Origin of the sequence: Serratia silvae, from assembly GCF_023282985.1 — a bacterium.
GTDB lineage: Bacteria > Pseudomonadota > Gammaproteobacteria > Enterobacterales > Enterobacteriaceae > Chania > Chania silvae.
The window spans coordinates 54,838-74,858 of the sequence record NZ_JAGQDC010000007.1; the positions used below are offsets into that span (position 1 = coordinate 54,838).

Below are 20,021 nucleotides of genomic sequence, written 5' to 3' on the forward strand. Positions count from 1 at the left end.
ACGCTATTCGCCGCGTGGAATGACAATGGGCTTGGTGTTATCGGCAATTTGCGCATTGAGCTGCCCGCCAGGGCTAACTCCGGCAGGAACCGGCCAACGCATTGACTGCCCCGGCAATACGTAGCCCATAAAGCCTGCGTTCATGGTTTTCACACCCTGCTGCTGATTGCCAGGCTGTGACCAGAACACGTTGCTCAACCGCGCATGCACGATGCCGCTATTACGGACCTGCAAATAGCTTTTCCCGCCGTCATTGACCGTGCGCCATTGCAACACCGGGCGCGTCGCCGTGGAGGCATCACGTTTGATATCGCTACGTTCGTTGGTCCACAAGCTGCCTCCATCCATAAACAGCGGCAGCAGATAGCGCATCTGTAATTGCAGACCAACCACCGCTTTACTTTGCCCCTCGGCTGCACCACTGATCGGCGACGGGATTTCATCAACGATAATGCGGTAGGCCTGCTCGGTATTGGCCGGTACCGGCGTATTGCGAATCAACCTGATCAGTTGGCGTTGCCCTGGTGGTACGGTGGCAAAAGGTGGGCTGGCAACCACGTTATTCTGATCGGCATAGCGCTCGTTAAAATTTTCCTGTTTCCACGCCAGCACCCGCACCTGTAAAGAAACGGGCTCTGCCCCTCGATTTTCCAGCCATAAGGCGGAACCATTCTGATCGGATTCAATGATTTGATATACCGGCCAGACCAGCACCGAACTGGCAGCCTGGGCGGTGATTGAGGAGCACAGCGTGTAACTCAGTAATGCGGCAGTGATAAGGCGGCTAAACAAGGTCGACATGGCTCATATCCTGATGATTCAATAAGTTAACGTTACGGTGACCGTATCGGTATACGTTCCTGCCGAAGGCAGTGTGGTCACGGCGTATAAACGGGCATAAACCGGGTAAGTTTGTGTTGTACTGGGAAAACTGGGGATAGACATCACCAGTGCGCCATTCCCCCAAACCTGGCTGCGGTTGGCGTCCTGAAACAGCTGATAACCCAGCGTGTCGCTATTGGCGGTGTTTTGCATGAAACGCCGGGTGGCGCTGCCACCGTGAGTCCCGTAATCCATGGAAATGGTGACCGTCGCTCCCGGCGTACAGGTCACCACCACTGAGCCGGCACCCGCAGTGCTAACGGTATCGACATTGCTGGCAAGGATCGTCATGGTGCCGAAATTGATGGTGCCGAGGTTGGAAGTAGGGCTGGAAAGCGAGCTGCCAAAAGCACAGCCGTTGGTCAGGGTTGCCGTCACGGTAAAGGTCGTAGTGGTTGGCGTGGCAGCACGTAATGCACCGCACATCATCAACGGCAGCAGGATCAAGGAGACATAGCGCATCAATGGCCCCCGCTACCAGGACACGGTGACATTCACCGTATCCAGATAAACACCGGCAGCCGGTGTGGTTTGCACCGGAACACGGCCATAGACGGTGTGCCATTGATCGGCACCGTTGCCGGTATCACTCAGCCCGGTGGTGTTATCCCAAATCGTTCCTCCGGGTTGGTTGGTGTAAAGGTTGTAGAGCACGCTTACCGAACTGTTGGTGGTATTCACCATTTTGCGATTCGAGACCACGCCGCTACTGCCCCCATCCAGCAAGATTTTATAACTCAACCCGCTGACGCATTTGACACGGATTGAGCCCGCCAACTGGGCGCTGGTCGCGTTGATAACATTGCTCAGAGCGGCAAAAGTGCCGAAATTCATCGTGCCAAAGCTGGTGTTGCCAGACGTCGTCGTTCCTGCTTCACAGGCAGGCAGCAACGTGGCTGCAATGCCGATCGTCGCCGCCTGACCTAAGGGAATGTAGAGCAGTAAAGACTGCGACAAGATCGCAGGCAACAGCAGCAACACCTTGAACCCCATGCTCGTTCCTTCCCGTATAGAAAACAGGCCAGGAGCAGACTCGCCCCCTGGCTCAATAACAGCCTTACCAGGAAAGCGTGGCGACGACGGTATCGTTATAAGTCCCTGCGGTTGGAGTGGTGCTGAGTTGGTCGCCAGGTAATACGCGGCCATAAATCGGAATGTTTTGCGCCGTTGTGCCCGTCGTTAAAGCAATCGGCGTATTAATGGCGATTTCCGTAGTACGCGCACTATCTGAATAGAGGCGATAGGGAATGGTGTCGCTACCGGAGCTCATAGCACGCAACGCTCCCGTTGCCGCCAGACCGCCATTGAGCGACAGCGTTGGGCTCAGGCCAGTACTACAGGTAATGGTGACGGCACTGGTGCCATTGGCACCAAACACCGTACCGTTGATTACGCTGGTCAGATCGGAGTAACTGCCAAAGTTCAAGGTCCCCCATTGGTTGGTGCCGCCGGTCGCGCCGCCATTACCCACGGTACAGCCGCTGCCGATCGTCAACTGAATGCCGACTTGACCTGTCAAGGTCCCTGCCGCCTGAACACCAGAGGCCAACGTCAAGGTTGCAGTAGCCAGCAAGGCCAGTAATAAACTCTTTTTTTCGCCCATGATAACTCCCAATAACAACTTACACCGATGTGTATTCATGCAACCAGGTTGCGTATGGAAATTCTCTGGTGGACTCACGCACTGCCAAAAACTGCCAAAAATGACGCTCAAGCCGGGTTCTGTTTTTTTGCAAGGGAACCCTGGCGGCAACAACCTGATGACACAGGCTATCGTGGTTAAATATAGATTATTAAATTTAGCTTAAGCGGAATTTATCAACTTTAAGTAAAATAAGAATAAAAAACCGTTTTTCAAATTATTAACAAATTTTAATCCAGTCAATTACGCCACACCTCGACTTTAAAATGGTTAAAGGATGCGATCGTGAAGATCGTTAATATCTATCATGATTATTAAGCAAGCACTAATGGTTGGATTTAGTGATACGAGCGGCGGCCAGCGGGCCCATGAGTACTTTTTTTGTGACTTTTTCGCCCGTTTGTCTATGCTTATTGGGTGATTACAACTGGTCACACCTCATACCACTAGCTTCAGCAAGGAGTTCCAATGGGCAAAACCGTCGTAAAAATAGGCAGCTTCGAGGTTGATGACGCGCATTTAACGCCAGCATCTGAACACGCCGAAGGGAAAATCACCCTGGCGATCCCCTGCAAATCAGACCCCGACCTGTGCATGCAGCTGGACGGTTGGGACGAGCACACCAGTATCCCGGCCATGCTGGATGGTCAGCAATCGCTGCTGTACAAACAGCATTACGATCGACATGCGGATGCCTGGGTGATGCGGCTGGAGTAGAGGTTTTTGGGAGGAAGGACGCGCCGTGTTCCCACTGGGCACGGCACGTTATTTTATGCGATGGAGATACCACGCCCGGCAAAGAAACGGCCGAAATCTGCCAATGACATTGTCACTTTCTGGCGACTGGCGAAGCTATCACCGGAAGGATTATGAAAGGTGACGCTATGACGATCTGCAGCGAACACCAGCACCAGATGCCCACCCCGCGCTGGCGGCTGTGTCGCTGGTTGCCGGATACTCGGGTGCACCGAGGCGATAAAATAGCGGTGTTGCTCCAGCAGCGGCGGCAACTGATGTACATCAAGATCGACTCGCACCTCTGCCGTTAGCGCGAACTGTTCACGCACAAACACCACAAAGGGCGCATAAATCAGCCCCTTGATCCGCTCGCCATCACGAAGATAAGCCCCGTAAGGCAAGCTGCGACGAACCAGTTCCAGCAATGGCGGTGCTGCGCCGTCCCGGTGCGTCAGTACCATCTTCAGGCAGGCCATGCCGCACACGTGGTTAGCCCACTCAACATATTCCGCCCGACTGGCCGCCCCGCTCTGCACCCAGTTGGCATCCTCCGCCAACGTGGCACGCCCGGCGATCAGATCGGCGGCCAGCTCTGGCGTCGCCCATTGGCACACGTAGGGCACTTCAGACTGTGACATTACTCAGAACTTCTCAATAACCTTGAAGTGCATCAACACCAGCGTCATGTCCGGTGAGAACAGTTCATACTCTTCAAAGAAGCGTTTGTGCTCTTTGCGCCAGTAATCCAGCGAGCGGTCGCCTTCGCCTTCCGCCAGGGCATGAGCCGCATCCACCTGCTCATAGGTACTCATATCTACCGTCGTCAGCTCAATGGCACACACTGGCTCATTTTTGCCGTCCACCACCACAAAGACATCGCCAGGTTGCGGAATACCTTCACCATCCAGATTGGAGCAAGTGGCGGTCTTGACGCCATCCAGCACCAACTTCACCAACTCATCCGCCTGCTGTTCTGTATCACCAAACGCCCAACGTTCTACATTTTCATACTTTTCAGGAATGGCCATTGCTTTACCTTTATTGATTGAGTCACAGGTGTTCAGGCAATATTACACCGTATCCCCTCATGTCCGCATCCATCACGTTACCGCGCTGGCTCGCAGTCCCTGCTTTTTACCTGACTTTACGGTAAAGTTCTGTGCGTATCGCAGTACAGCATTCATACTGTGGATCAAGATGTACTCAATGGCAGTCAACCAGCCAGGACAGTAGAATGAACAAAAAAGAGCAAGATCCCGATGACACCTTCAGTGATTTACTGAGAATCATCACATTTATGGCCATCACCCTTATCGGTCTGAGTGGTGGGTATCTCTACATCTAAAGGAAAAAAGGAACCCCGAATTGCCAACCAAGCGTATGCGTACCAAACACTGGAAAATGTTTGTGATCCTGGTGCTGATTTGTCTCGCCCTGCTGTTATTGCGCTGGGCGGCTATCGCCTTCGGTTAATCCTGCGTGTTTTTGGCCACCTCTCCCGCTCGGGCAGCAGGCGTTTTGGCCATCGGCTCCAGCAGTTCACGCAAATAGGCGATCCGGGCCTCCCCTTGTGGTAGCCACCAGCGGCACCAGCGATTTTTAACTTCGGCATGCCGGCTAACTTGATAATAAGCCGCTAATTGTTCGACCAGTTTCATGGTTTCGCCCTCCCATTGATTTGACCAAACCAGTATTGAATATAAAAACCAGAAGAAACACTGATGGGGTAATTTTTATACTTCCGGTTTTATTTTCTCTGTGGTCTGACGGGTGGCCAACATGCTGAAAGATGGAAAGTGAATCGCCAACCGAAGTGGTTGGCGATCCTGTAAGAGCCCAAGGTATGCAAGCCCGGCCTCTCTGGCGTTATATTCTCACGTCAGTCTTGGGAGAGTAACAGGAATAGTCCAGATTGTTTACAAACCGTAGAGACACATCATGCTGCGCCCCTACACCAGCGTGGCAGGCACGATATCGGCCCATAAGGCCTGCGCATCATTGCCCTGAGCCACCAGCCGCAGCGGGCCATCCCCCGGGAGCCACCAGCAACCCTGGCGTGCGGCCAGCAAGCTGCCGTCTGGTAACTGCCATTCCCCCCGCAACACATACAACACACCGGCATGTTGTAACGATAGCCCGATGGTCTCGACAATGCGTTGTACCTGCGCCTGATAGTGGCCACGTCGTGTCATGATGTTGAAGTCCTGGCTACTGCTGCCTAATAATCTGGCCTCTAGCACCACATCCCCGGAAAAGGCAAACGGCTCACCGATACGCTGCAGCCGGTGATCAATCTGGCCTTCGCTGTACAAATACACGCCGTCACCTTCCAGCAAAGTGATGGAACGGTCAATGCCGTTAAAGGCCGAGAAAGGCCCATCCTGCGCGATAGTGGCAATGCTGGCACGCCAGCCGAATTCGGCGTTACCCGGCGGTTGGCAGGTAATTTCGCGGGTTTCACCGCCGCCATTGCGCCAAGGGCTGACTGGCAGATCGGCAAAATCGAAACGGTTCAGTTTCATCACGCCTCCTGTTGGAACGTTTTCAACACCTGTAGGAACTCAGCGCTGCTTTGCTGTTGCAACGCGTGGCGCCCCTGCTCAATCACCTGCCGACCGGCAACAAACACATCGCGGATCTGCTCTTTGCCTCCGGCAAACAGCCAGCGGTTGAGGATAGAAACATCGGGCGCAGACGCCAGATAAGGATCGTCGCCATCCAACACCAGCCAGTCTGCACGGTAGCCAACAGCCAGCTTGCCGATTGCCGTACCACAAGCCTGAGCTCCACCCTGTAATGCCTGCTGATACAGCACGTCTGCCACGGCGGGCTGCTCTGGCGTGGTCAGTCGGTTACGGCGCTGATCGCGCAACCGCTGCCCATACTCAAACCAGCGCAACTCCTCCACCACGTTTAAGGAAACGTGGCTGTCCGAACCAATCCCCCAGCGCCCCTGGTGATGCAGATAACTGTCGCCAGGGAAAATGCCGTCACCCAGATTGGCCTCGGTGGTCGGGCATAATCCGGCTACCGCTTTGCTGCGCGCCAGTTGCTCAAGCTCTTCACGATCCAGATGAGTGGCATGCACCAGACACCAGCGGCTATCCACCGGTAAATGTTCATACAGCCAGGCCACCGGGCGTTGACCACTCCAGGCCAGGCAGTCGTTGACCTCTTTTTGCTGCTCCGCAATATGTATATGCACCGGTAAGCTCTGGTCAGAGGCCGCCAGGATCTGCTGCATCTGCCCCAACTCAACCGCCCGCAGCGAATGGAAGCATAACCCCTGATTCTGCAAGGGTTGGCCAGCAAGTTGACGAGCTATCACCTGTTGCTGTTCGAGGTAGCTCTCCGCACTCTGAATAAAGCGCCGTTGCCCCGCTTGCGCAGGCTGGGCACCAAACCCGGCATAGCTGTAGAGCACCGGCAATAGCGTCATGCCAATGCCTGCCTGAAGCGCTGCCTCACTGAGGCGCCCGGTCATTTCACCCCGGTCGGCATAGGCTTTTCCTTCCGGCGTGTGATGCAGATAATGGAACTCGGCAACCTGGGTGTAGCCGCCTTTGAGCATTTCGATATACAGTTGACGGGCAATAACCCCAACCTGCTCCGGAGTTAAGCGCTGAACCAGGCGATACATCAGATCGCGCCAGGTCCAGAAACTGTCTTGCGGATCACCCGCTACCTCAGCCAGCCCGGCCATCGCGCGCTGGAAGGCATGAGAGTGTAGGTTCGGCATGCCCGGAACCACATCACCGTGCAGGCGCAGGCAACCGTCAGGGTCAGCATTGGTGGTCACTTGGGTCAATTGGCCGAGCTCATCAACTTCGAGCCGTACGTTGTGGGCCCAACCGGTCGGAAGCAGCGCGCGAGAGGCAAAATAAGCAGACATAGCAGTATTCCAAAGTAGGTGTAACGGCTAAGAACGCACGGCTATCACGCCGTGCAGGTAAAATATTTGTAAACCAGTTTCATTCATCTGGTGAACGGATGCTTACTTGTATATACATATACGTATCTTCAACATCAACAGTAAACTGGTGTTATTATTTTTTTATTTGACGAGGTTAACGTCGTGGTAGATCAACAGACCGTGTTGCAATTGGCTGCAGCAATGAGCGAAACCCCCGCCCCGATCTATCAACGGGTCAAGCAGGCCATCGTAAGCCAAATCCGTGCGGGCCACTGGCAGCCGCATCAACGCGTTCCCTCGGAAAGTGAACTGGTCAGCGAGCTGGGCGTCAGCCGCATGACCATCAACCGGGCCTTGCGTGAATTGACCAGCGAAGGCTTTTTGATCCGTATGCAGGGGGTTGGCACCTTCGTGGCCGAGGCCAAGGCACATACCGCGCTGTTGGAAGTGCATAATATCGCCGATGAGATCGCCGCCCGTGGGCACCGCCACAGCAGTAAAATTTTGCAGCTGACCGCCCGCCCAGCCAGCGCAGAGGAGGCGACGGCATTGGGGGTCCTGCCGGGCCAGCAGCTGTTCTACTCGCAGATTGTGCATTATGAAAATGACGTGCCGGTGCAGGTGGAAGATCGCTGCGTCAACCCGCTGGCCGCCCCTGATTATATGAAGCAGGATTTCGATCGGGTCACGCCCTATATTTACCTGACCCAATCCGCTCCGCTGACCGCAGGTGAACATATTGTCGAAGCCGTGGTGCCAACCAAACAGGAGCGAGAACTGCTGCAATTGGAAGACCACGAGCCGGGCCTGCTGATCCATCGTCGCACCTGGTCTGGCAAAATGGTGGTGACCTCTGCGCGCCTGCTCTATCCAGGCAGCCGCTATCAGCTGTTTGGCCGTTTTACCAATCAGGTTTGAGTTAGACAGAGCGTGCTACCAAGTGGGCGCAGTATATGCAGCGCCCCTACGGCCGGTTCCTGTACCGCTAAACCCTGCCTTTTTCGCGTGTCATCACATCTTGGTAACAAATATTTATCCCCTCTCTTGTCCCCGCTCAGCGAATGCGCTAGGTTGTTTTTAATTGTATATACAACCATGTGGGAGCGGGAACACCATGACGTCTGAGATCCACTGCGACAGCCTGTGGCACGGGGCCGATATCGTCACCATGCGTGACGGCAAGTATCACATCATCAGCAACGGCGCGATTGCCGTGCGCGCAGGCAAGATTGTCTGGATGGGTGAACAGGCCGCCATGCCAGCCTTGACCGCAACCAAAACGGTGAAGCTTGATGGTGGCATCATCACCCCCGGCCTGGTGGATTGCCATACCCATCTGGTATTTGGCGGCAACCGCAGCGGTGAGTTTGAACAACGCTTGAACGGGGTGAGCTACGCAGAGATCGCCGCTCAGGGCGGTGGCATTATCTCCACGGTCAAGGCCACGCGCGATGCGGAAGAAGAGTTGTTGCTGGAACAAGCACTGTTCCGCCTGCGACCTTTGCTGGCCGAGGGTGTCACCTGCATAGAAATCAAATCCGGCTACGGCTTAACGCTGGCAAGCGAGCTGAAAATGTTACGCGTGGCGCGTCGCCTGGCAGAAATATTACCGGTCGAAGTAAAAACCACCTGCCTGGCCGCTCATGCCTTGCCACCAGAATATGCCGGACGCAGTGACGACTATATCGACCTGGTGTGCAATACCATCATCCCTGAAGCCGCAGCAGCAGGTCTGGCAGATGCAGTAGATGCGTTTTGCGAACATTTGGCATTCTCCCCTGAACAGGTTGAGAGAGTTTTCGCGGCCGCAGAGCAAGCTGGCTTGCCGGTCAAACTACACGCAGAGCAGCTTTCGGCGCTTGGAGGCAGCGCTTTGGCAGCACGGCATCATGCCCTTTCCGCCGATCACCTGGAATATGCCACCGAACAAGACGCGATAGCGATGGCGGCAGCCGGAACCGTGGCGGTGCTGTTACCCGGTGCCTACTACCTGTTACGCGAAACGCAGTGCCCGCCAGTTGAGCTGTTCCGCAAACACGGCGTGGCGATGGCCATTGCCAGCGATGCCAACCCAGGCACCTCGCCCGCGCTATCGCTGCGTCTGATGATTAATATGGCCTGCACCCTGTTCCGCCTTACGCCGGAAGAAGCACTGGCAGGCGTAACACTGCATGCCGCCAAGGCTTTGGGCCTGCAAGAAACCCACGGCTCACTGGAAGTGGGCAAAGTAGCTGATTTCGTTCACTGGCCGCTGGCACGCCCGGCAGAGCTGGCTTACTGGCTGGGCGGACAACTGCCCTGCACGGTGATTTTCCGAGGAGAAGTCCGTTAATGAAGATTTGCGATCCTTTCGAGTTCCAGAGCGGCCATCTGCCGCTGTTGATCAGTATTCCCCATGCCGGTACCCGCTTAACGCCAGCGGTTGAGAAAGGGCTAACCGATGAGGCCCGCCCCCTGCAAGACACCGATTGGCATATCCCACGGCTGTACGATTTTGCCCGTGCAATGGGTGCCAGCATCCTGGTGGGTAACTATTCGCGTCTGGTGATCGACCTCAACCGCCCGGCTGATGACAAACCGCTCTATACGACCGCCACCACCGGTCTGTTCCCGGATGTGCTGTTCGATGGCCGCCCCAGTTTCCTGCCGGACGCCGCTCCTTCTAACCAAGAACGGGCCGGATACCTGCAGAATATTTGGCAGCCCTACCATCAGCAATTACAAAACGAACTGATGCGGCTAAAAGCCCAACACGGTTATGCCTTACTGTTTGACGCCCACTCGATCGCTTCCGTGATACCGCGCCTGTTCGACGGCAAACTACCCGATCTCAACCTGGGCACCAATGGTGGTGAAAGCTGCCCCGCCTCACTGAGTGACAGACTGGTCACCTGTTGTCAGCAGCAACAACAGTTCAGTCACGTGCTCAACGGACGCTTTAAAGGGGGCTACATTACCCGTGCCTATGGTCAACCCCAGAAAAACCAGCACGCGGTGCAGTTGGAGTTGGCGCAGGTGAACTATATGTCCGAGCAAACATTCGAATTTGATGCCGCCCGAGCCGCGCCTTTACAGCGTCTGTTGCAGCAGATGATCGAAAGCATGCTGGCCTGGGGTGAGCAGCAACGTTAATCCGTTCCCACTCCGGTGCCGCTATCGCGCCGGAGTTGACCTTGTTTTCGTCTTATCCTCCTCCGGCCTTGCTAGCCCTTTCCATGGCAATTTGAGTACTGCATCCCAATTTTGATGGAAAGGTTGCCCACTGGTCTGAACTGCGCACAAAACAGCGGCCCGTGACTTTTTCCTTGCGCCACAATTGGGCCACTTTTATCCCATGCCCACCCGTTACAAGCTGCCATACGGCAGAAATCAGGGATTGAAAGACCACCCTTACCATACCCGCCAACCACTTATGCACCGTGGCTGTGGTAGACATTTGTATGTGCCAGACCACAATGATGTGTGGCGTTCATTATCTCAGGAGGAAACTATGTCTGACACCCCGCTAAACTGGCGCGCCGCACAGGCAGCCGCCACTCAACTGTTGGCAAGCTGGCAAACCGAAGGCCAACCCGGTGGGGCTATCACCTTGTTTGACAGAGATAAAACCCAGGCGGTGGTATGCGCTGGGCTGGCCGATCTGGCACGGCGCGATCCCTTTACCGCCGATAGCGTGGTGCGCTATGCCTCCATCACCAAACATATTTTTGCCGCGCTAGCCCTCAATGCCACCGACAACGCCCTGCATCTTGATGATCGCCTTGGCAATCTACTGCCGAAAATGCAGGGACAACTGGCGGAGGTCACCGTAGGCCAGGCTTTAGACATGACCAGCGGGCTGCCAGATATTCGACAAACGCTGGGGCTGCTTGGCGTCTCGCTCAACACCGTGAGTGAGGCCCAGCCGGTGATGGAGTTTATCCATGGTTTAACCAGGCTCAACTATCCGGCAGGCACTGAGATCACTTACACCAATACCGGCTACCGTTTGGTAGAGGCGGCGCTGAAGGCTAAAGGATACGGTTTCGATGCGCTGGTACAGCAACATCTGGCTCGCCCTCTGGACGTGCAGCTACAAGCCCCAGAAAGCTGGTTTGATGTCGTGCCAGGGCTGGCTCCTGGCTATTGGCACACGGCCAAAGGTTGGCAGCAGACCAGCGCAGGTTTGCATCTCTCCGCCTCTGGCAGCCTGGCAGGGAGCGCCAATGCCCTCACCCGCTGGTTGCAGTGCCTGCTGGCCAATAGCGGCCCTGGCAAAGGGATTCTGACGCAGTTAAGTACCCCACGTCGGCTCAGCCAGGGCCAAATCAGCCGTTACGGGCTAGGGCTGGCGCAAACGCCCCTTGGCAGCCAGACATTGTTGGGCCATGGCGGCTCTCATGCAGGTTATAAGACCTATTTTCTGCTAGCGCCAGACCGCCAAGCCGGTGCCCTACTGGTCGCCAATCGTGAAGATTGTGACAGCTTTGCCATCATTTTACAGGTGATGGCAAAGCTGCTGAATGAACCTCTGCCCCAACGCAGCACGGCGATCCCTGATGGGATCTACGCCACTCGGGCGGAACCTTACTGGTTGGAAGTTAAAGGGGGCAACGTGGCATATCTGGGAACCAACGAACCGTTATATCAAAGTGCAGATGGTTATGCGGTATCGCTCTCAGCCCATCAGCCAATGCGCCTAAAGTGGACGGGGGAAGCCGTAGAAGGTGAAGTTGGCCACGTTGCACGCCGCTTTCTACCGGTACCGGTGGCAAGTGAAGCGATTTGTCTCAAGCAGGTTCAGGGGCACTGGTATCATCCACAATACCGCACCGCGTTCGAAATTTGCGGTAACCAGATCCACATCGGGGTCGGCCCGGCGATGCAAACCGGCACCCTGAGTTCGCTGGGGGATGGGAGGATATTGGTTGAAAGCAACGATGGGCCCAGCTTGAATCGGTTTTGTCTTTATTTCCGCGGTTACCAGGTCGATCTGATCGCCAGCCGTAGCCGGGTACTCACGTTCAAAAAGAACATCAGCGCCCGCGCGTGAATTGGAACTGCTGCTGACAGGTTCACCGTGTATTTGTAGGGGCGCCGCATGCAGCCCCGTTTAACCTCTTTGCCCAACCAGCAGGCCACGGCTCGACCTATCATTCACGCCAGTTATTTAAAAACAGAATAGGGTCAAAAGACAAAAATTTGTTCACGCTCAAAACTACTCACGATAACCGAACAAACAGCGTAGATTTTTCTTGCAGCGAAATAAGCCATCCAGTAATTTGAATGAGCCACAAAAATGAGTAAACCTGCTCTTTTTCGTTGCACCTCAAAACCCATCTTATGTCATCGATAAATGATACTACTCAATTTCCCGCCGAGCTGTGCGGGAATTCTTTTACTACTTTTCACTACCAACACGCCTCTTCTTAGTGCTTTTTGTTGCTGTTTTGTTGCCAATAATTTACATTCAGACCTTGAAAACCTCAATCACTCAGCGGGGCGAAACCGCTATCTCTGGGCGTTTAGGAGTTATACCCATGTACATGACGCTGATGGAGTACATCCAGCTGCACTTTAATGGTGATATTTATCGCTATGCGCAATTTGAAGGTGTCAGCCATGAGCAAATCCTCAAGTGGATCGATAATGAGTGCTACGTTATCAAGGGCAAATTGGTTATGCCGGTTAAACATTTTCCCACAGAAAGTTACCTGAGATAATGATAAAAAAAACCCCGCCAGCGCGGGGTTTCCTGTTTCTGATACCACGGAAAATCAGAAGTTATAACCGGCAACCAGGTAGTAACCCCAGCCGGTAGACTTGATTGGCCCCTGCGGCGTACCGATATCCGCCCCATCTTGCCATTGACCACCGTTATGGAAGTAACGCGCTACGAAGGAGTAATGCCAGTGATCGTAGTTCAGCGCCAAAATGTGGCTGGAGGCGATAGAGTTGCTGGTACGCGCTTGGCGGCCATTCACCACGAAGTCGTCGCTGCCCAGATCGGAATCAAAGTCAAAGTTGGTGAAACCGATATAGCTCAGGTTGCCGCCCCACATTTCGGTCAACGGCACAAAGTATTTCACCTTGAAGCGATAGCCGTCCCAGCTGTTCTCGTTGGACGCACCATAGTTCTGCCATTGGTATTTGGCATAAATGTTCATCGACAGGCTCATCGGCAGACCGGTTTCGATATCGGTGCCCAGCCCCATGTACCAGGTACTTTGACGGGAGGCGTCGTTACGCCCCATGTCGTAAATATAGTTGTTGGCAAAATACCACTCTTTGAACGGCCCGAAGCCCAGGTTGGTGCCGGTCAGTTTGTCGATGGAGAAACGCGGTTCGATCTCCATAAACAGCGGTGAGCCTTTGTCCCAGATACCACGGTTTGGTGTGTTACCGGTGCCGAAGAATTTTGGCACGTCCACATAACCATAGAAATCCAGCCAGTCTTTCTTGGCGAAGGCTTCATACTCCAGATACACGTCATTGTTCAGCTGCGGCCCGAAGCGGGTATGGTAGCTGCCGACTACGTTGACACTCTGATGCCACCAGTCTGAAAGATACTGGCTGTCTTTGCTTTCTGCCGCCATGGAAGCGGGGCTGAAAGACGCGGAGAGAAGCACACCTGCTGCGAGAGCTATTTTCTTCATTTTATTACCACATGCTGAGTGGGCCATTCCCTGCCCGTTAGAATGATATGAGTCTGGCGACGCCTGCTGTAAACAAACGGTTACCTTTTGCTGGTTGCCGTGCGCATTATAGAAAGCTCTCACTGTAATAATCTGTGATCCAGTCAGGCATTTTACCATCGAGTAATCGATTGCGTTCTCATTTTATAAAATAAATTGCAGTGCAAAACATTTTTGATGTGATTTTCATCATATCGATAAATTTCAAAAGGCGATTTTTGGTGTGTTTGTGTTCGACAGTAAATTTTAACCTGGAGTTAAGAAGCACGTAAAAAAGCCGACGCTTATGTCGGCTTAGTGGTAGATAGGCTCAGCGTGCGGCCCCTACATGGCGAACTGGTTGGTTTTTTCAGCGGGCTCCGGGTACGGCCTTGGCAATGTTCTCTTGCCGGAACACCACCTCATCACCTGTGGCAATTTCCCATTGGCTGACCGGGATATCGGTTTTCGGCGAGGCCACGACTACCGAGCCATGGATCAGCTTGTCGTCACGGCGCAGGATCATCACATCCAACTGGTATTCATGCGGCAGGTTAGCGGTGGTCAGGCGAACAATATCGCCGGTGCTAAAGCTGTGACCATTAAGCGCTGGCTGCTGAATAAATTGAATATCTTTTCTCATTTTCCCGTTCCTTCTGGCATAACACTTACCTTGAGATTAGCTCGCAATTCATTATTCTGCCGCCTGCGCAGGTAAAAAATAGACCTCAGTCGACGCGGGTGGCCCGCCAGCAAATCAACGATCCCAGCGTCACCATCATCACCCCCTGCCAGAAGTTAAGGGTCAGCGCAGTGCTGAGTACCACGGCGGCAAAAACCGATGACAACACCGGAGTAAAGTAAGATACGGTCGCCAGCAACGTCATATTGCCATGCAGGATCCCGACGTTCCAAGCGGCATAGCCAGCTCCCATCGCCGTCCCCACACACAACAACGCCAGCACAACCGGCAGATTAAAGTGCATGTCGCTTTCATTGCTGAAAGGATAGATCAGCCACAGTGCCAGTGCGGTCAAAGTGATAAACAGCACCACCGCGTTTTTACCCTGGGCGATCCTCTTGGTCACGTTACAATAAATGGCCCAAATCACCGCACCGCTGAACGCCAGCCCGTAACTCAACGGATTGCTGTGCACGTTGGCCAGCATTTGCGCTGGCGACCAACCGCCGCTGCCACTCATGATCCATCCGATACCAAACAGGGAGAGCAACAAGCCTGGCACCACCCACCATTTGGCCTTTTGCCCATTAAACAGGATGGCCATCAACACGGTAAAACAGGGCCAAAGATAGTTGATCATCCCCAGCTCAATGGCCTGCATGCGGTTGCTGGCATAGCCCAGTGATAATGAGAGACAGATCTCATACAGCACAAACAGCAGACTGCCGAGGATCAGATAAGAACGGCGGAACTCGCGCAGCTTGGGAATGCCCATCACCACCAGCAGAAACAGCGTGCCCACGCTATAGATCATCGCCGCCCCGCCTACCGGCCCCAGCCCTTCACTGACGCTGCGGATCAGGCCAACCACGCTACTCCATAACACAATGGCCAGCAGGCCGAGCAAGGTGGCTTTATGGGAAGCGGACAACGGAAGCATTAGCGTAGGATCCAATTAGTTATTTTTATACGGTTTTTTTACTCTACTGCCCTACCGGGGAAAAAGAAAGGGCGCTGCGCTGCGCCCATACCTTTACTGCTGAGGTTGTCGCTCCAACTGCGGCGGCGGCTGGCGGAAACGACGAGTAAGATAGGCCAGATAGCCAAACCCAAGCGCCGCCCACAGCAGCCCTATGGTCAAGGAGCTTTTTTCCAGGTTCAGCCACAAAATCCCTACCGTCAGCGCTCCCACCAGCGGCAAAATCAGGTAATGGAAGCGGTCTTTCCAGCTCTTGTTGCGCCCTTGACGAATATAAAAGTGACTGATCACCGAAAGGTTGACGAAGGTAAAGGCCACCAGCGCACCAAAGTTGATCAGGGCGGTCGCCGTCACCAAATCGAAGGATAATGCCGATAACGCCACCAAGCCAACCAGCAACACGTTAAGCGCTGGCGTGCGCCATTTAGGGTGCACGTAACCAAAGAATTTTTCCGGGAACACATTGTCGCGCCCCATGACATACAGCAGCCTGGACACGCTAGCGTGGGAAGCCAGGCCAGAAGCCAAGGTGTTAATACAGGTAATACACAGGAAGATGGACTGGAACAGCTTGCCGCCCACATACAGCGCAATTTCCGGCAGTGCCGCATCAGGTTGTTTGAAACGCTCCAGCGTCGGGAAGAACAGCTGAATAAAGAACGACACGGTGATGAAGATCACCCCACCATAGAGTGCGGTAAGGAAGATAGCGCGCGGGATCACACGGGCGGCATCAGGCGTTTCTTCACACAGCGTGGTAACGGCATCAAAACCCAGAAACGAAAAGCACAGGATGGTAGCGCCGGTAATGATAGGCAATAGATGAGCATTTTCACTGATAAAGGGTTGCAGACTCCACACCTGGCCAACCCCTTCGCCATTGTGCAACCCTCGTATCACCAGGAAGATAAACACCACGATAATCGCCACCTGCGCCACCACAAACAGGGTGTTGAAGTTTGCCACCAGACTGACGCTTTTCAGGTTGATGGCGGTGATCAGGATCACAAACCCGACCACCCAGATCCACGGTGGGACCTCTGGGAACAGGGCCGTAAGATAGATTTTGGCCAATAGCGTATTGATCATCGGCAAAAACAGGTAATCCAGCAGCGATGACCAACCAACGAGGAAACCCACGTGCGGGTTGATAGCCTTTTGCGCGTAGGTATAAGCCGAGCCCGAGGTCGGGAACTGGCGCACCAGCTTGCCATAGCTGATGGCGGTAAACAGCACCCCGGCCAATGCCAACAGGTAGGACGCCGGAACGTGCCCGTCCGTCACGCCAGAAACGATACCGAAGGTGTCAAACACCGTCATTGGCGTCAGATAGGCCAGGCCCATCATCACCACTTGCCACAGTTTCAATGTCTTGCGCAGTTGCGGTTTGCCCGCGCCATTATCGTCGATGGCACTTATCGTCATTGGGTTATTCCTCACCGGCGTCCTGTACGCCAAGTTGGAAGAAGTCATCACCGTCGCGCACGGCTTCGCCAGGCCACAGGTAGCCCGCGGGAATGCGCCGGCGCGCGGTAGGATCGGGCTGAGGACGTCAGGCGTTTTTCAGCATCCACTCGATTTCGGTTTCGGTGATCAGCCGCTCAAACTGCTCCAGCTCATCGGTCTTACAGGCCAGATAGACGTGGCTGAAACGTTCGCCCAGCAGCGCATTGAGCACCGGCTGGTGTTCGAATTCGTACAGCGCATCGCTCTGGCGGATCGGGAACGGTAGGCCCTCTTGCTCCAGCCCGTTGCCGGTGACTGGCTCAAGCAGCGGTAACTGAGTGTCGAGGCCATAGATAATCCCGGCCAGAATGGTCGCCATTACCAGATAAGGGTTGGCATCGGCCCCCGCCACGCGGTACTCCACGCGGTGGCTGTCGCGATCGCCACAGGGAATACGCAGCGCTACGGTGCGGTTGTTATGGCCCCAGGATGCCTGGGTGGGAACGTACATCCCCGCCTGGAAGCGGCGGTAAGCGTTGACGTTGGGTGCCAGCAGCGCCATAGAGGCAGGCATCAAGGCGATCATGCCAGCCAGCGCCTGCTTCAACAGCGTGGAGTCTTCACCATCCGCATCGGCAAAGACGTTGTTACCTTGTTTGTCCAGCATGCTGATATGCACATGCATACCACTGCCTGCATGTTCCTCGTAAGGCTTGGCCATAAAGGTCGCATGCATCTGGTGCTTCTCGGCCACCATGCGTATCAGCCGCTTTAACGCCAGGGCATGGTCACAAGCCTGCAATACATCATTGGTGTGATGCAGGTTAACCTCAAACTGGCCCGGTGACGCTTCCGCTACCGCACCGTCGGCCGGAAGCCCTTGCAAGCGGGCCAGTTCATCGATTTCGCTCAGCACATCGGCAAAGTGGTTGAGGTTGTCCACCGAATAGACCTGGCTCTGGGTGTTACGCTCCTGGGTGCCGGGGGCGCAAGGGGGTTGCAAATAACCTTCCGGATCGCGCTGGCGATCGATGAGATAGAACTCCAACTCTACCGCTACTACGGGGAATAACCCGCGCTGACGCAAACGCTGCCACACTCGGTTCAGCACATTGCGCGGTTCAACGTCAAAGGGAGTACCATCTTCATCCAGCATGGTGAGCAGTACCTGGCCCAGATATTGCGGATCGGCCGCCGATGGCGTCAGGGTTCCGGCTACCGGCACACAAATATGGTCCGGCTCACCCAATTCCTGCCCCAAACCCGCCTCTTCCACCACGTTACCAAGAATATCCATCGCGAACACCGAGGCCGGGAAGTAACAGCCCTTCTCCAATTTACCCAGCCCGCTCACCGGTATGCGCTTGCCACGGAAGCTGCCGTTGAGATCGGTCAGCAGCACGTCGATATGCTGGGTTAACGGATAACGTTCCAGATACTTCTTCACTTCGCGCTGGAACGTGCTACTTCGCCTTTCTTCATTGTGTTGCACAAAGTTTTCGACTTCTACGATGTTGGTTTGCATGTTTCACCCGCCGTTGTGTTTGGTCTGTGGTTCTCACACTTACTGGCTTCGATGTTTTGACCATCTTGCTCAATATAATGTCCACCAATGAAACATAGATGCAACAAAAATGTTTTGCAAGTGTTAATTTTGGTTTGAATATTGGCCATTCGACTGCTAGATTTAGTGAATATTGAACAAAAAAGGCGATTAAACGGCTTGTCGGTCATAATTTCGAACAACCTGTAGGGGATAGCATGGGCAATATATTTAACAGACCAATCGTCGGCGTCGTGATGTGCAGGTATAGGTTAAACCAGCACCTCACCCAGACCTTGCAAGAAAAGTACCTGAATGCGGTGTTGGCTGCCGGAGGATTACCGATCGCCCTGCCACACGCGCTCGCAGAGCCGGAAATGCTGGCAGAGTTGCTGCCCCACCTCGACGGCATCCTGCTGCCGGGCAGCCCCAGTAATGTGCAGCCGCACCTTTATGGTGAAAACGGCGATGAGCCTGACGCCGATCCTGGGCGCGATGAATTGAGCCTGGCGCTGATCGGCCTGGCACTGAGCAGGCGCATCCCCCTTTTCGCCATTTGCCGCGGTATGCAAGAGCTGGTGGTCGCGACTCAGGGCACGCTACACCGTCGTTTATATGAACAACCCGAGCTGCTCGAACACCGTGAAGATCACGACCTGCCGCTGGAGCAGCAATATGCCCCTGCTCACGAAGTGACCGTCCAAGACGGAGGATTGCTGACGCAATTGCTGCCGGATTGCCACCGATTCTGGGTGAATTCACTGCACGGCCAAGGAGCCAAAACCCTCGGCCCCAGCGTACGTGTTGAAGCCTATGCCGCCGACGGCCTGGTGGAAGCCCTCAGCATTCGCGATCAGCCCTTTGCCTTAGGGGTGCAGTGGCATCCTGAATGGAACAGCGATGAATATGCCCTGTCCCGCCTGTTGTTTGAGGGATTTATTAACGCCTGCCAGCACTACCAAAAGGAAAAACGCCTATGAGCGACGTCAGCTTGGCACCGGGGAAACGCTTATCGCAGATCCGCCAGCAGTTAGGGCTATCACAGCGCCGGGTAGCCGAACTGTCTGGCTTAACGCACAGCGCCATCAGCACCATTGAACAGGACAAGGTCAGCCCGGCGATCAGTACGCTGCAAAAGCTGCTGACGGTCTATGGGCTGTCGCTATCGGCTTTCTTTACCGAGCCGGAACAGCCGCATGAACCGCAGATCGTGATCGACCATGACCATCTGATCGAAATCGGCAGCCAGGGGGTTTCGATGAAGCTGATCCACAACGGCGATCCCAACCGCACCCTGGCAATGATGATCGAAACTTACGATCCAGGCACCACCACCGGTGAGCGGCTTAAACATCAGGGGGAAGAGATCGGCACCCTGCTGGAAGGCGAAGTGATGCTGCAGGTAAACGGGCAAAGCTATCACCTACGGGCAGGCCAGAGCTACGCCATCAACACTGCTATCCCACATAGTTTCAGCAACACCTCGGCGCGCATTTGCCGAATTATCAGCGCACATACGCCGACAACATTCTGATTAACGGAG

Annotated in this window: 23 protein-coding genes; 9 read left to right on the forward strand and 14 right to left on the reverse strand. The window is 54.6% G+C overall.

All coding sequences use genetic code 11. The annotated features are described in order from the left end of the window. Positions 1-3 precede the first annotated feature (3 nt). The 4 genes from KAJ71_RS10655 to KAJ71_RS10670 form a co-directional block, all read right to left on the reverse strand. Complete coding sequence (locus KAJ71_RS10655; RefSeq protein ID WP_248945687.1) at positions 4-801, reverse strand: fimbrial biogenesis chaperone; 798 nt, start codon at positions 799-801, stop codon at positions 4-6. A gap of 18 nt (positions 802-819) precedes the next feature. Next, on the reverse strand, positions 820-1,344 hold the full coding sequence (locus tag KAJ71_RS10660; RefSeq protein WP_248945688.1) for a Csu type fimbrial protein: 525 nt from the start codon (positions 1,342-1,344) through the stop codon (positions 820-822). A 12-nt stretch (positions 1,345-1,356) separates the two neighbouring features. Then, on the reverse strand, positions 1,357-1,875 hold the full coding sequence (locus tag KAJ71_RS10665) for a Csu type fimbrial protein (protein WP_248945689.1): 519 nt from the start codon (positions 1,873-1,875) through the stop codon (positions 1,357-1,359). Positions 1,876-1,939: 64 nt separating this feature from the next. Next, the gene (locus KAJ71_RS10670; protein ID WP_248945690.1) at positions 1,940-2,485 is read right to left on the reverse strand and encodes a Csu type fimbrial protein; all 546 of its coding nucleotides are present in this window, start codon (positions 2,483-2,485) and stop codon (positions 1,940-1,942) included. A gap of 507 nt (positions 2,486-2,992) precedes the next feature. Between KAJ71_RS10670 and KAJ71_RS10675 the strand changes: the two genes are divergently transcribed. After that, positions 2,993-3,241: a DUF1480 family protein gene (locus KAJ71_RS10675; RefSeq protein ID WP_248945691.1), complete on the forward strand. Its 249-nt coding sequence runs from the start codon at positions 2,993-2,995 to the stop codon at positions 3,239-3,241. A 53-nt stretch (positions 3,242-3,294) separates the two neighbouring features. Here the strand turns inward: KAJ71_RS10675 and KAJ71_RS10680 are convergent, their stop codons facing one another. Together KAJ71_RS10680 and KAJ71_RS10685 are read right to left on the reverse strand one after the other, a co-directional pair. Next, positions 3,295-3,900 (reverse strand): cysteine peptidase family C39 domain-containing protein, encoded by a 606-nt coding sequence (locus KAJ71_RS10680; RefSeq protein ID WP_248945692.1) that lies wholly within the window; start codon positions 3,898-3,900, stop codon positions 3,295-3,297. 3 nt (positions 3,901-3,903) lie between these two features. Then, positions 3,904-4,290, reverse strand: a complete 387-nt coding sequence (locus tag KAJ71_RS10685) for an ASCH domain-containing protein (RefSeq protein WP_021178228.1) — start codon at positions 4,288-4,290, stop codon at positions 3,904-3,906. A 337-nt stretch (positions 4,291-4,627) separates the two neighbouring features. Between KAJ71_RS10685 and yniD the strand changes: the two genes are divergently transcribed. After that, complete coding sequence (gene yniD, locus KAJ71_RS10690) at positions 4,628-4,735, forward strand: small membrane protein YniD (protein WP_248945693.1); 108 nt, start codon at positions 4,628-4,630, stop codon at positions 4,733-4,735. Here the strand turns inward: yniD and KAJ71_RS10695 are convergent. The 3 genes from KAJ71_RS10695 to KAJ71_RS10705 all read right to left on the reverse strand — a co-directional run bounded on the left by KAJ71_RS10695 (position 4,732) and on the right by KAJ71_RS10705 (position 7,154). Continuing rightward, complete coding sequence (locus KAJ71_RS10695) at positions 4,732-4,920, reverse strand: hypothetical protein (protein ID WP_248945694.1); 189 nt, start codon at positions 4,918-4,920, stop codon at positions 4,732-4,734. The genes yniD and KAJ71_RS10695 overlap by 4 nt on opposite strands. Before the next feature lie 291 nt (positions 4,921-5,211). Beyond that, positions 5,212-5,784 (reverse strand): HutD/Ves family protein, encoded by a 573-nt coding sequence (locus tag KAJ71_RS10700; RefSeq protein WP_248945695.1) that lies wholly within the window; start codon positions 5,782-5,784, stop codon positions 5,212-5,214. Continuing rightward, positions 5,784-7,154: a formimidoylglutamate deiminase gene (locus tag KAJ71_RS10705; RefSeq protein WP_248945696.1), complete on the reverse strand. Its 1,371-nt coding sequence runs from the start codon at positions 7,152-7,154 to the stop codon at positions 5,784-5,786. The genes KAJ71_RS10700 and KAJ71_RS10705 overlap by 1 nt, the downstream gene beginning before the upstream one ends. Before the next feature lie 183 nt (positions 7,155-7,337). On the opposite strand from KAJ71_RS10705, the gene hutC reads away from it, so the two are divergent. The 5 genes from hutC to KAJ71_RS10730 all read left to right on the forward strand — a co-directional run bounded on the left by hutC (position 7,338) and on the right by KAJ71_RS10730 (position 12,877). Then, positions 7,338-8,093 carry a histidine utilization transcriptional repressor HutC gene (gene hutC / locus KAJ71_RS10710; RefSeq protein ID WP_248945697.1) on the forward strand — a complete coding sequence of 252 codons (756 nt, stop codon included), beginning with the start codon at positions 7,338-7,340 and terminating at the stop codon, positions 8,091-8,093. Positions 8,094-8,289: 196 nt separating this feature from the next. Next, positions 8,290-9,507, forward strand: a complete 1,218-nt coding sequence (gene hutI, locus KAJ71_RS10715; protein WP_248945698.1) for an imidazolonepropionase — start codon at positions 8,290-8,292, stop codon at positions 9,505-9,507. Beyond that, positions 9,507-10,307, forward strand: a complete 801-nt coding sequence (gene hutG / locus KAJ71_RS10720; RefSeq protein ID WP_248945699.1) for an N-formylglutamate deformylase — start codon at positions 9,507-9,509, stop codon at positions 10,305-10,307. Before hutI ends, hutG begins: the two co-directional genes overlap by 1 nt. 358 nt (positions 10,308-10,665) lie before the next feature. Continuing rightward, complete coding sequence (locus tag KAJ71_RS10725; RefSeq protein ID WP_248945700.1) at positions 10,666-12,207, forward strand: serine hydrolase domain-containing protein; 1,542 nt, start codon at positions 10,666-10,668, stop codon at positions 12,205-12,207. A 487-nt stretch (positions 12,208-12,694) separates the two neighbouring features. Beyond that, on the forward strand, positions 12,695-12,877 hold the full coding sequence (locus KAJ71_RS10730) for a hypothetical protein (RefSeq protein WP_248945701.1): 183 nt from the start codon (positions 12,695-12,697) through the stop codon (positions 12,875-12,877). Positions 12,878-12,931: 54 nt separating this feature from the next. On the opposite strand, the gene KAJ71_RS10735 is transcribed toward KAJ71_RS10730, so the two are convergent. From KAJ71_RS10735 to KAJ71_RS10755, 5 genes are all read right to left on the reverse strand, one after another. Further along, the gene (locus KAJ71_RS10735) at positions 12,932-13,810 is read right to left on the reverse strand and encodes a nucleoside-specific channel-forming protein Tsx (RefSeq protein ID WP_248945702.1); all 879 of its coding nucleotides are present in this window, start codon (positions 13,808-13,810) and stop codon (positions 12,932-12,934) included. A gap of 388 nt (positions 13,811-14,198) precedes the next feature. Continuing rightward, positions 14,199-14,471 (reverse strand): hypothetical protein, encoded by a 273-nt coding sequence (locus KAJ71_RS10740; protein ID WP_248945703.1) that lies wholly within the window; start codon positions 14,469-14,471, stop codon positions 14,199-14,201. Positions 14,472-14,556: 85 nt separating this feature from the next. Continuing rightward, positions 14,557-15,450: an aromatic amino acid DMT transporter YddG gene (gene yddG, locus KAJ71_RS10745; RefSeq protein ID WP_248945704.1), complete on the reverse strand. Its 894-nt coding sequence runs from the start codon at positions 15,448-15,450 to the stop codon at positions 14,557-14,559. 93 nt (positions 15,451-15,543) lie between these two features. Next, positions 15,544-16,914 carry an APC family permease gene (locus KAJ71_RS10750; protein WP_248945705.1) on the reverse strand — a complete coding sequence of 457 codons (1,371 nt, stop codon included), beginning with the start codon at positions 16,912-16,914 and terminating at the stop codon, positions 15,544-15,546. A 127-nt stretch (positions 16,915-17,041) separates the two neighbouring features. Then, entirely contained in the window at positions 17,042-18,460 is a 1,419-nt protein-coding gene (locus tag KAJ71_RS10755; RefSeq protein WP_248945707.1) for a glutamine synthetase family protein, read from the reverse strand. Positions 18,461-18,696: 236 nt separating this feature from the next. Here KAJ71_RS10755 and puuD point away from each other — a divergent pair, with 236 nt between their 5' ends. Together puuD and puuR are read left to right on the forward strand one after the other, a co-directional pair. Next, a complete protein-coding gene (puuD, locus tag KAJ71_RS10760; RefSeq protein ID WP_248945708.1) occupies positions 18,697-19,458 on the forward strand; it encodes a gamma-glutamyl-gamma-aminobutyrate hydrolase in 762 nt (253 codons plus the stop codon). Beyond that, positions 19,455-20,012 (forward strand): HTH-type transcriptional regulator PuuR, encoded by a 558-nt coding sequence (gene puuR / locus KAJ71_RS10765; RefSeq protein ID WP_024529961.1) that lies wholly within the window; start codon positions 19,455-19,457, stop codon positions 20,010-20,012. Before puuD ends, puuR begins: the two co-directional genes overlap by 4 nt. Positions 20,013-20,021: the final 9 nt, after the last annotated feature.

Coding starts and splice junctions, on each gene's coding strand:
- KAJ71_RS10670 (WP_248945690.1), bottom strand. CDS start 2,485: ATGGGCGAAAAAAAGAGTTTATTACTGGCCTTGCTGGCTACTGCAACC.
- KAJ71_RS10705 (WP_248945696.1), bottom strand. CDS start 7,154: ATGTCTGCTTATTTTGCCTCTCGCGCGCTGCTTCCGACCGGTTGGGCC.
- puuR (WP_024529961.1), top strand. CDS start 19,455: ATGAGCGACGTCAGCTTGGCACCGGGGAAACGCTTATCGCAGATCCGC.
- KAJ71_RS10735 (WP_248945702.1), bottom strand. CDS start 13,810: ATGAAGAAAATAGCTCTCGCAGCAGGTGTGCTTCTCTCCGCGTCTTTC.
- hutI (WP_248945698.1), top strand. CDS start 8,290: ATGACGTCTGAGATCCACTGCGACAGCCTGTGGCACGGGGCCGATATC.
- KAJ71_RS10700 (WP_248945695.1), bottom strand. CDS start 5,784: ATGAAACTGAACCGTTTCGATTTTGCCGATCTGCCAGTCAGCCCTTGG.
- KAJ71_RS10730 (WP_248945701.1), top strand. CDS start 12,695: ATGTACATGACGCTGATGGAGTACATCCAGCTGCACTTTAATGGTGAT.
- KAJ71_RS10695 (WP_248945694.1), bottom strand. CDS start 4,920: ATGAAACTGGTCGAACAATTAGCGGCTTATTATCAAGTTAGCCGGCAT.
- yddG (WP_248945704.1), bottom strand. CDS start 15,450: ATGCTTCCGTTGTCCGCTTCCCATAAAGCCACCTTGCTCGGCCTGCTG.
- KAJ71_RS10685 (WP_021178228.1), bottom strand. CDS start 4,290: ATGGCCATTCCTGAAAAGTATGAAAATGTAGAACGTTGGGCGTTTGGT.
- KAJ71_RS10725 (WP_248945700.1), top strand. CDS start 10,666: ATGTCTGACACCCCGCTAAACTGGCGCGCCGCACAGGCAGCCGCCACT.
- KAJ71_RS10740 (WP_248945703.1), bottom strand. CDS start 14,471: ATGAGAAAAGATATTCAATTTATTCAGCAGCCAGCGCTTAATGGTCAC.
- KAJ71_RS10755 (WP_248945707.1), bottom strand. CDS start 18,460: ATGCAAACCAACATCGTAGAAGTCGAAAACTTTGTGCAACACAATGAA.
- KAJ71_RS10680 (WP_248945692.1), bottom strand. CDS start 3,900: ATGTCACAGTCTGAAGTGCCCTACGTGTGCCAATGGGCGACGCCAGAG.
- puuD (WP_248945708.1), top strand. CDS start 18,697: ATGGGCAATATATTTAACAGACCAATCGTCGGCGTCGTGATGTGCAGG.
- KAJ71_RS10660 (WP_248945688.1), bottom strand. CDS start 1,344: ATGCGCTATGTCTCCTTGATCCTGCTGCCGTTGATGATGTGCGGTGCA.
- KAJ71_RS10665 (WP_248945689.1), bottom strand. CDS start 1,875: ATGGGGTTCAAGGTGTTGCTGCTGTTGCCTGCGATCTTGTCGCAGTCT.
- KAJ71_RS10750 (WP_248945705.1), bottom strand. CDS start 16,914: ATGACGATAAGTGCCATCGACGATAATGGCGCGGGCAAACCGCAACTG.
- KAJ71_RS10675 (WP_248945691.1), top strand. CDS start 2,993: ATGGGCAAAACCGTCGTAAAAATAGGCAGCTTCGAGGTTGATGACGCG.
- KAJ71_RS10655 (WP_248945687.1), bottom strand. CDS start 801: ATGTCGACCTTGTTTAGCCGCCTTATCACTGCCGCATTACTGAGTTAC.
- hutG (WP_248945699.1), top strand. CDS start 9,507: ATGAAGATTTGCGATCCTTTCGAGTTCCAGAGCGGCCATCTGCCGCTG.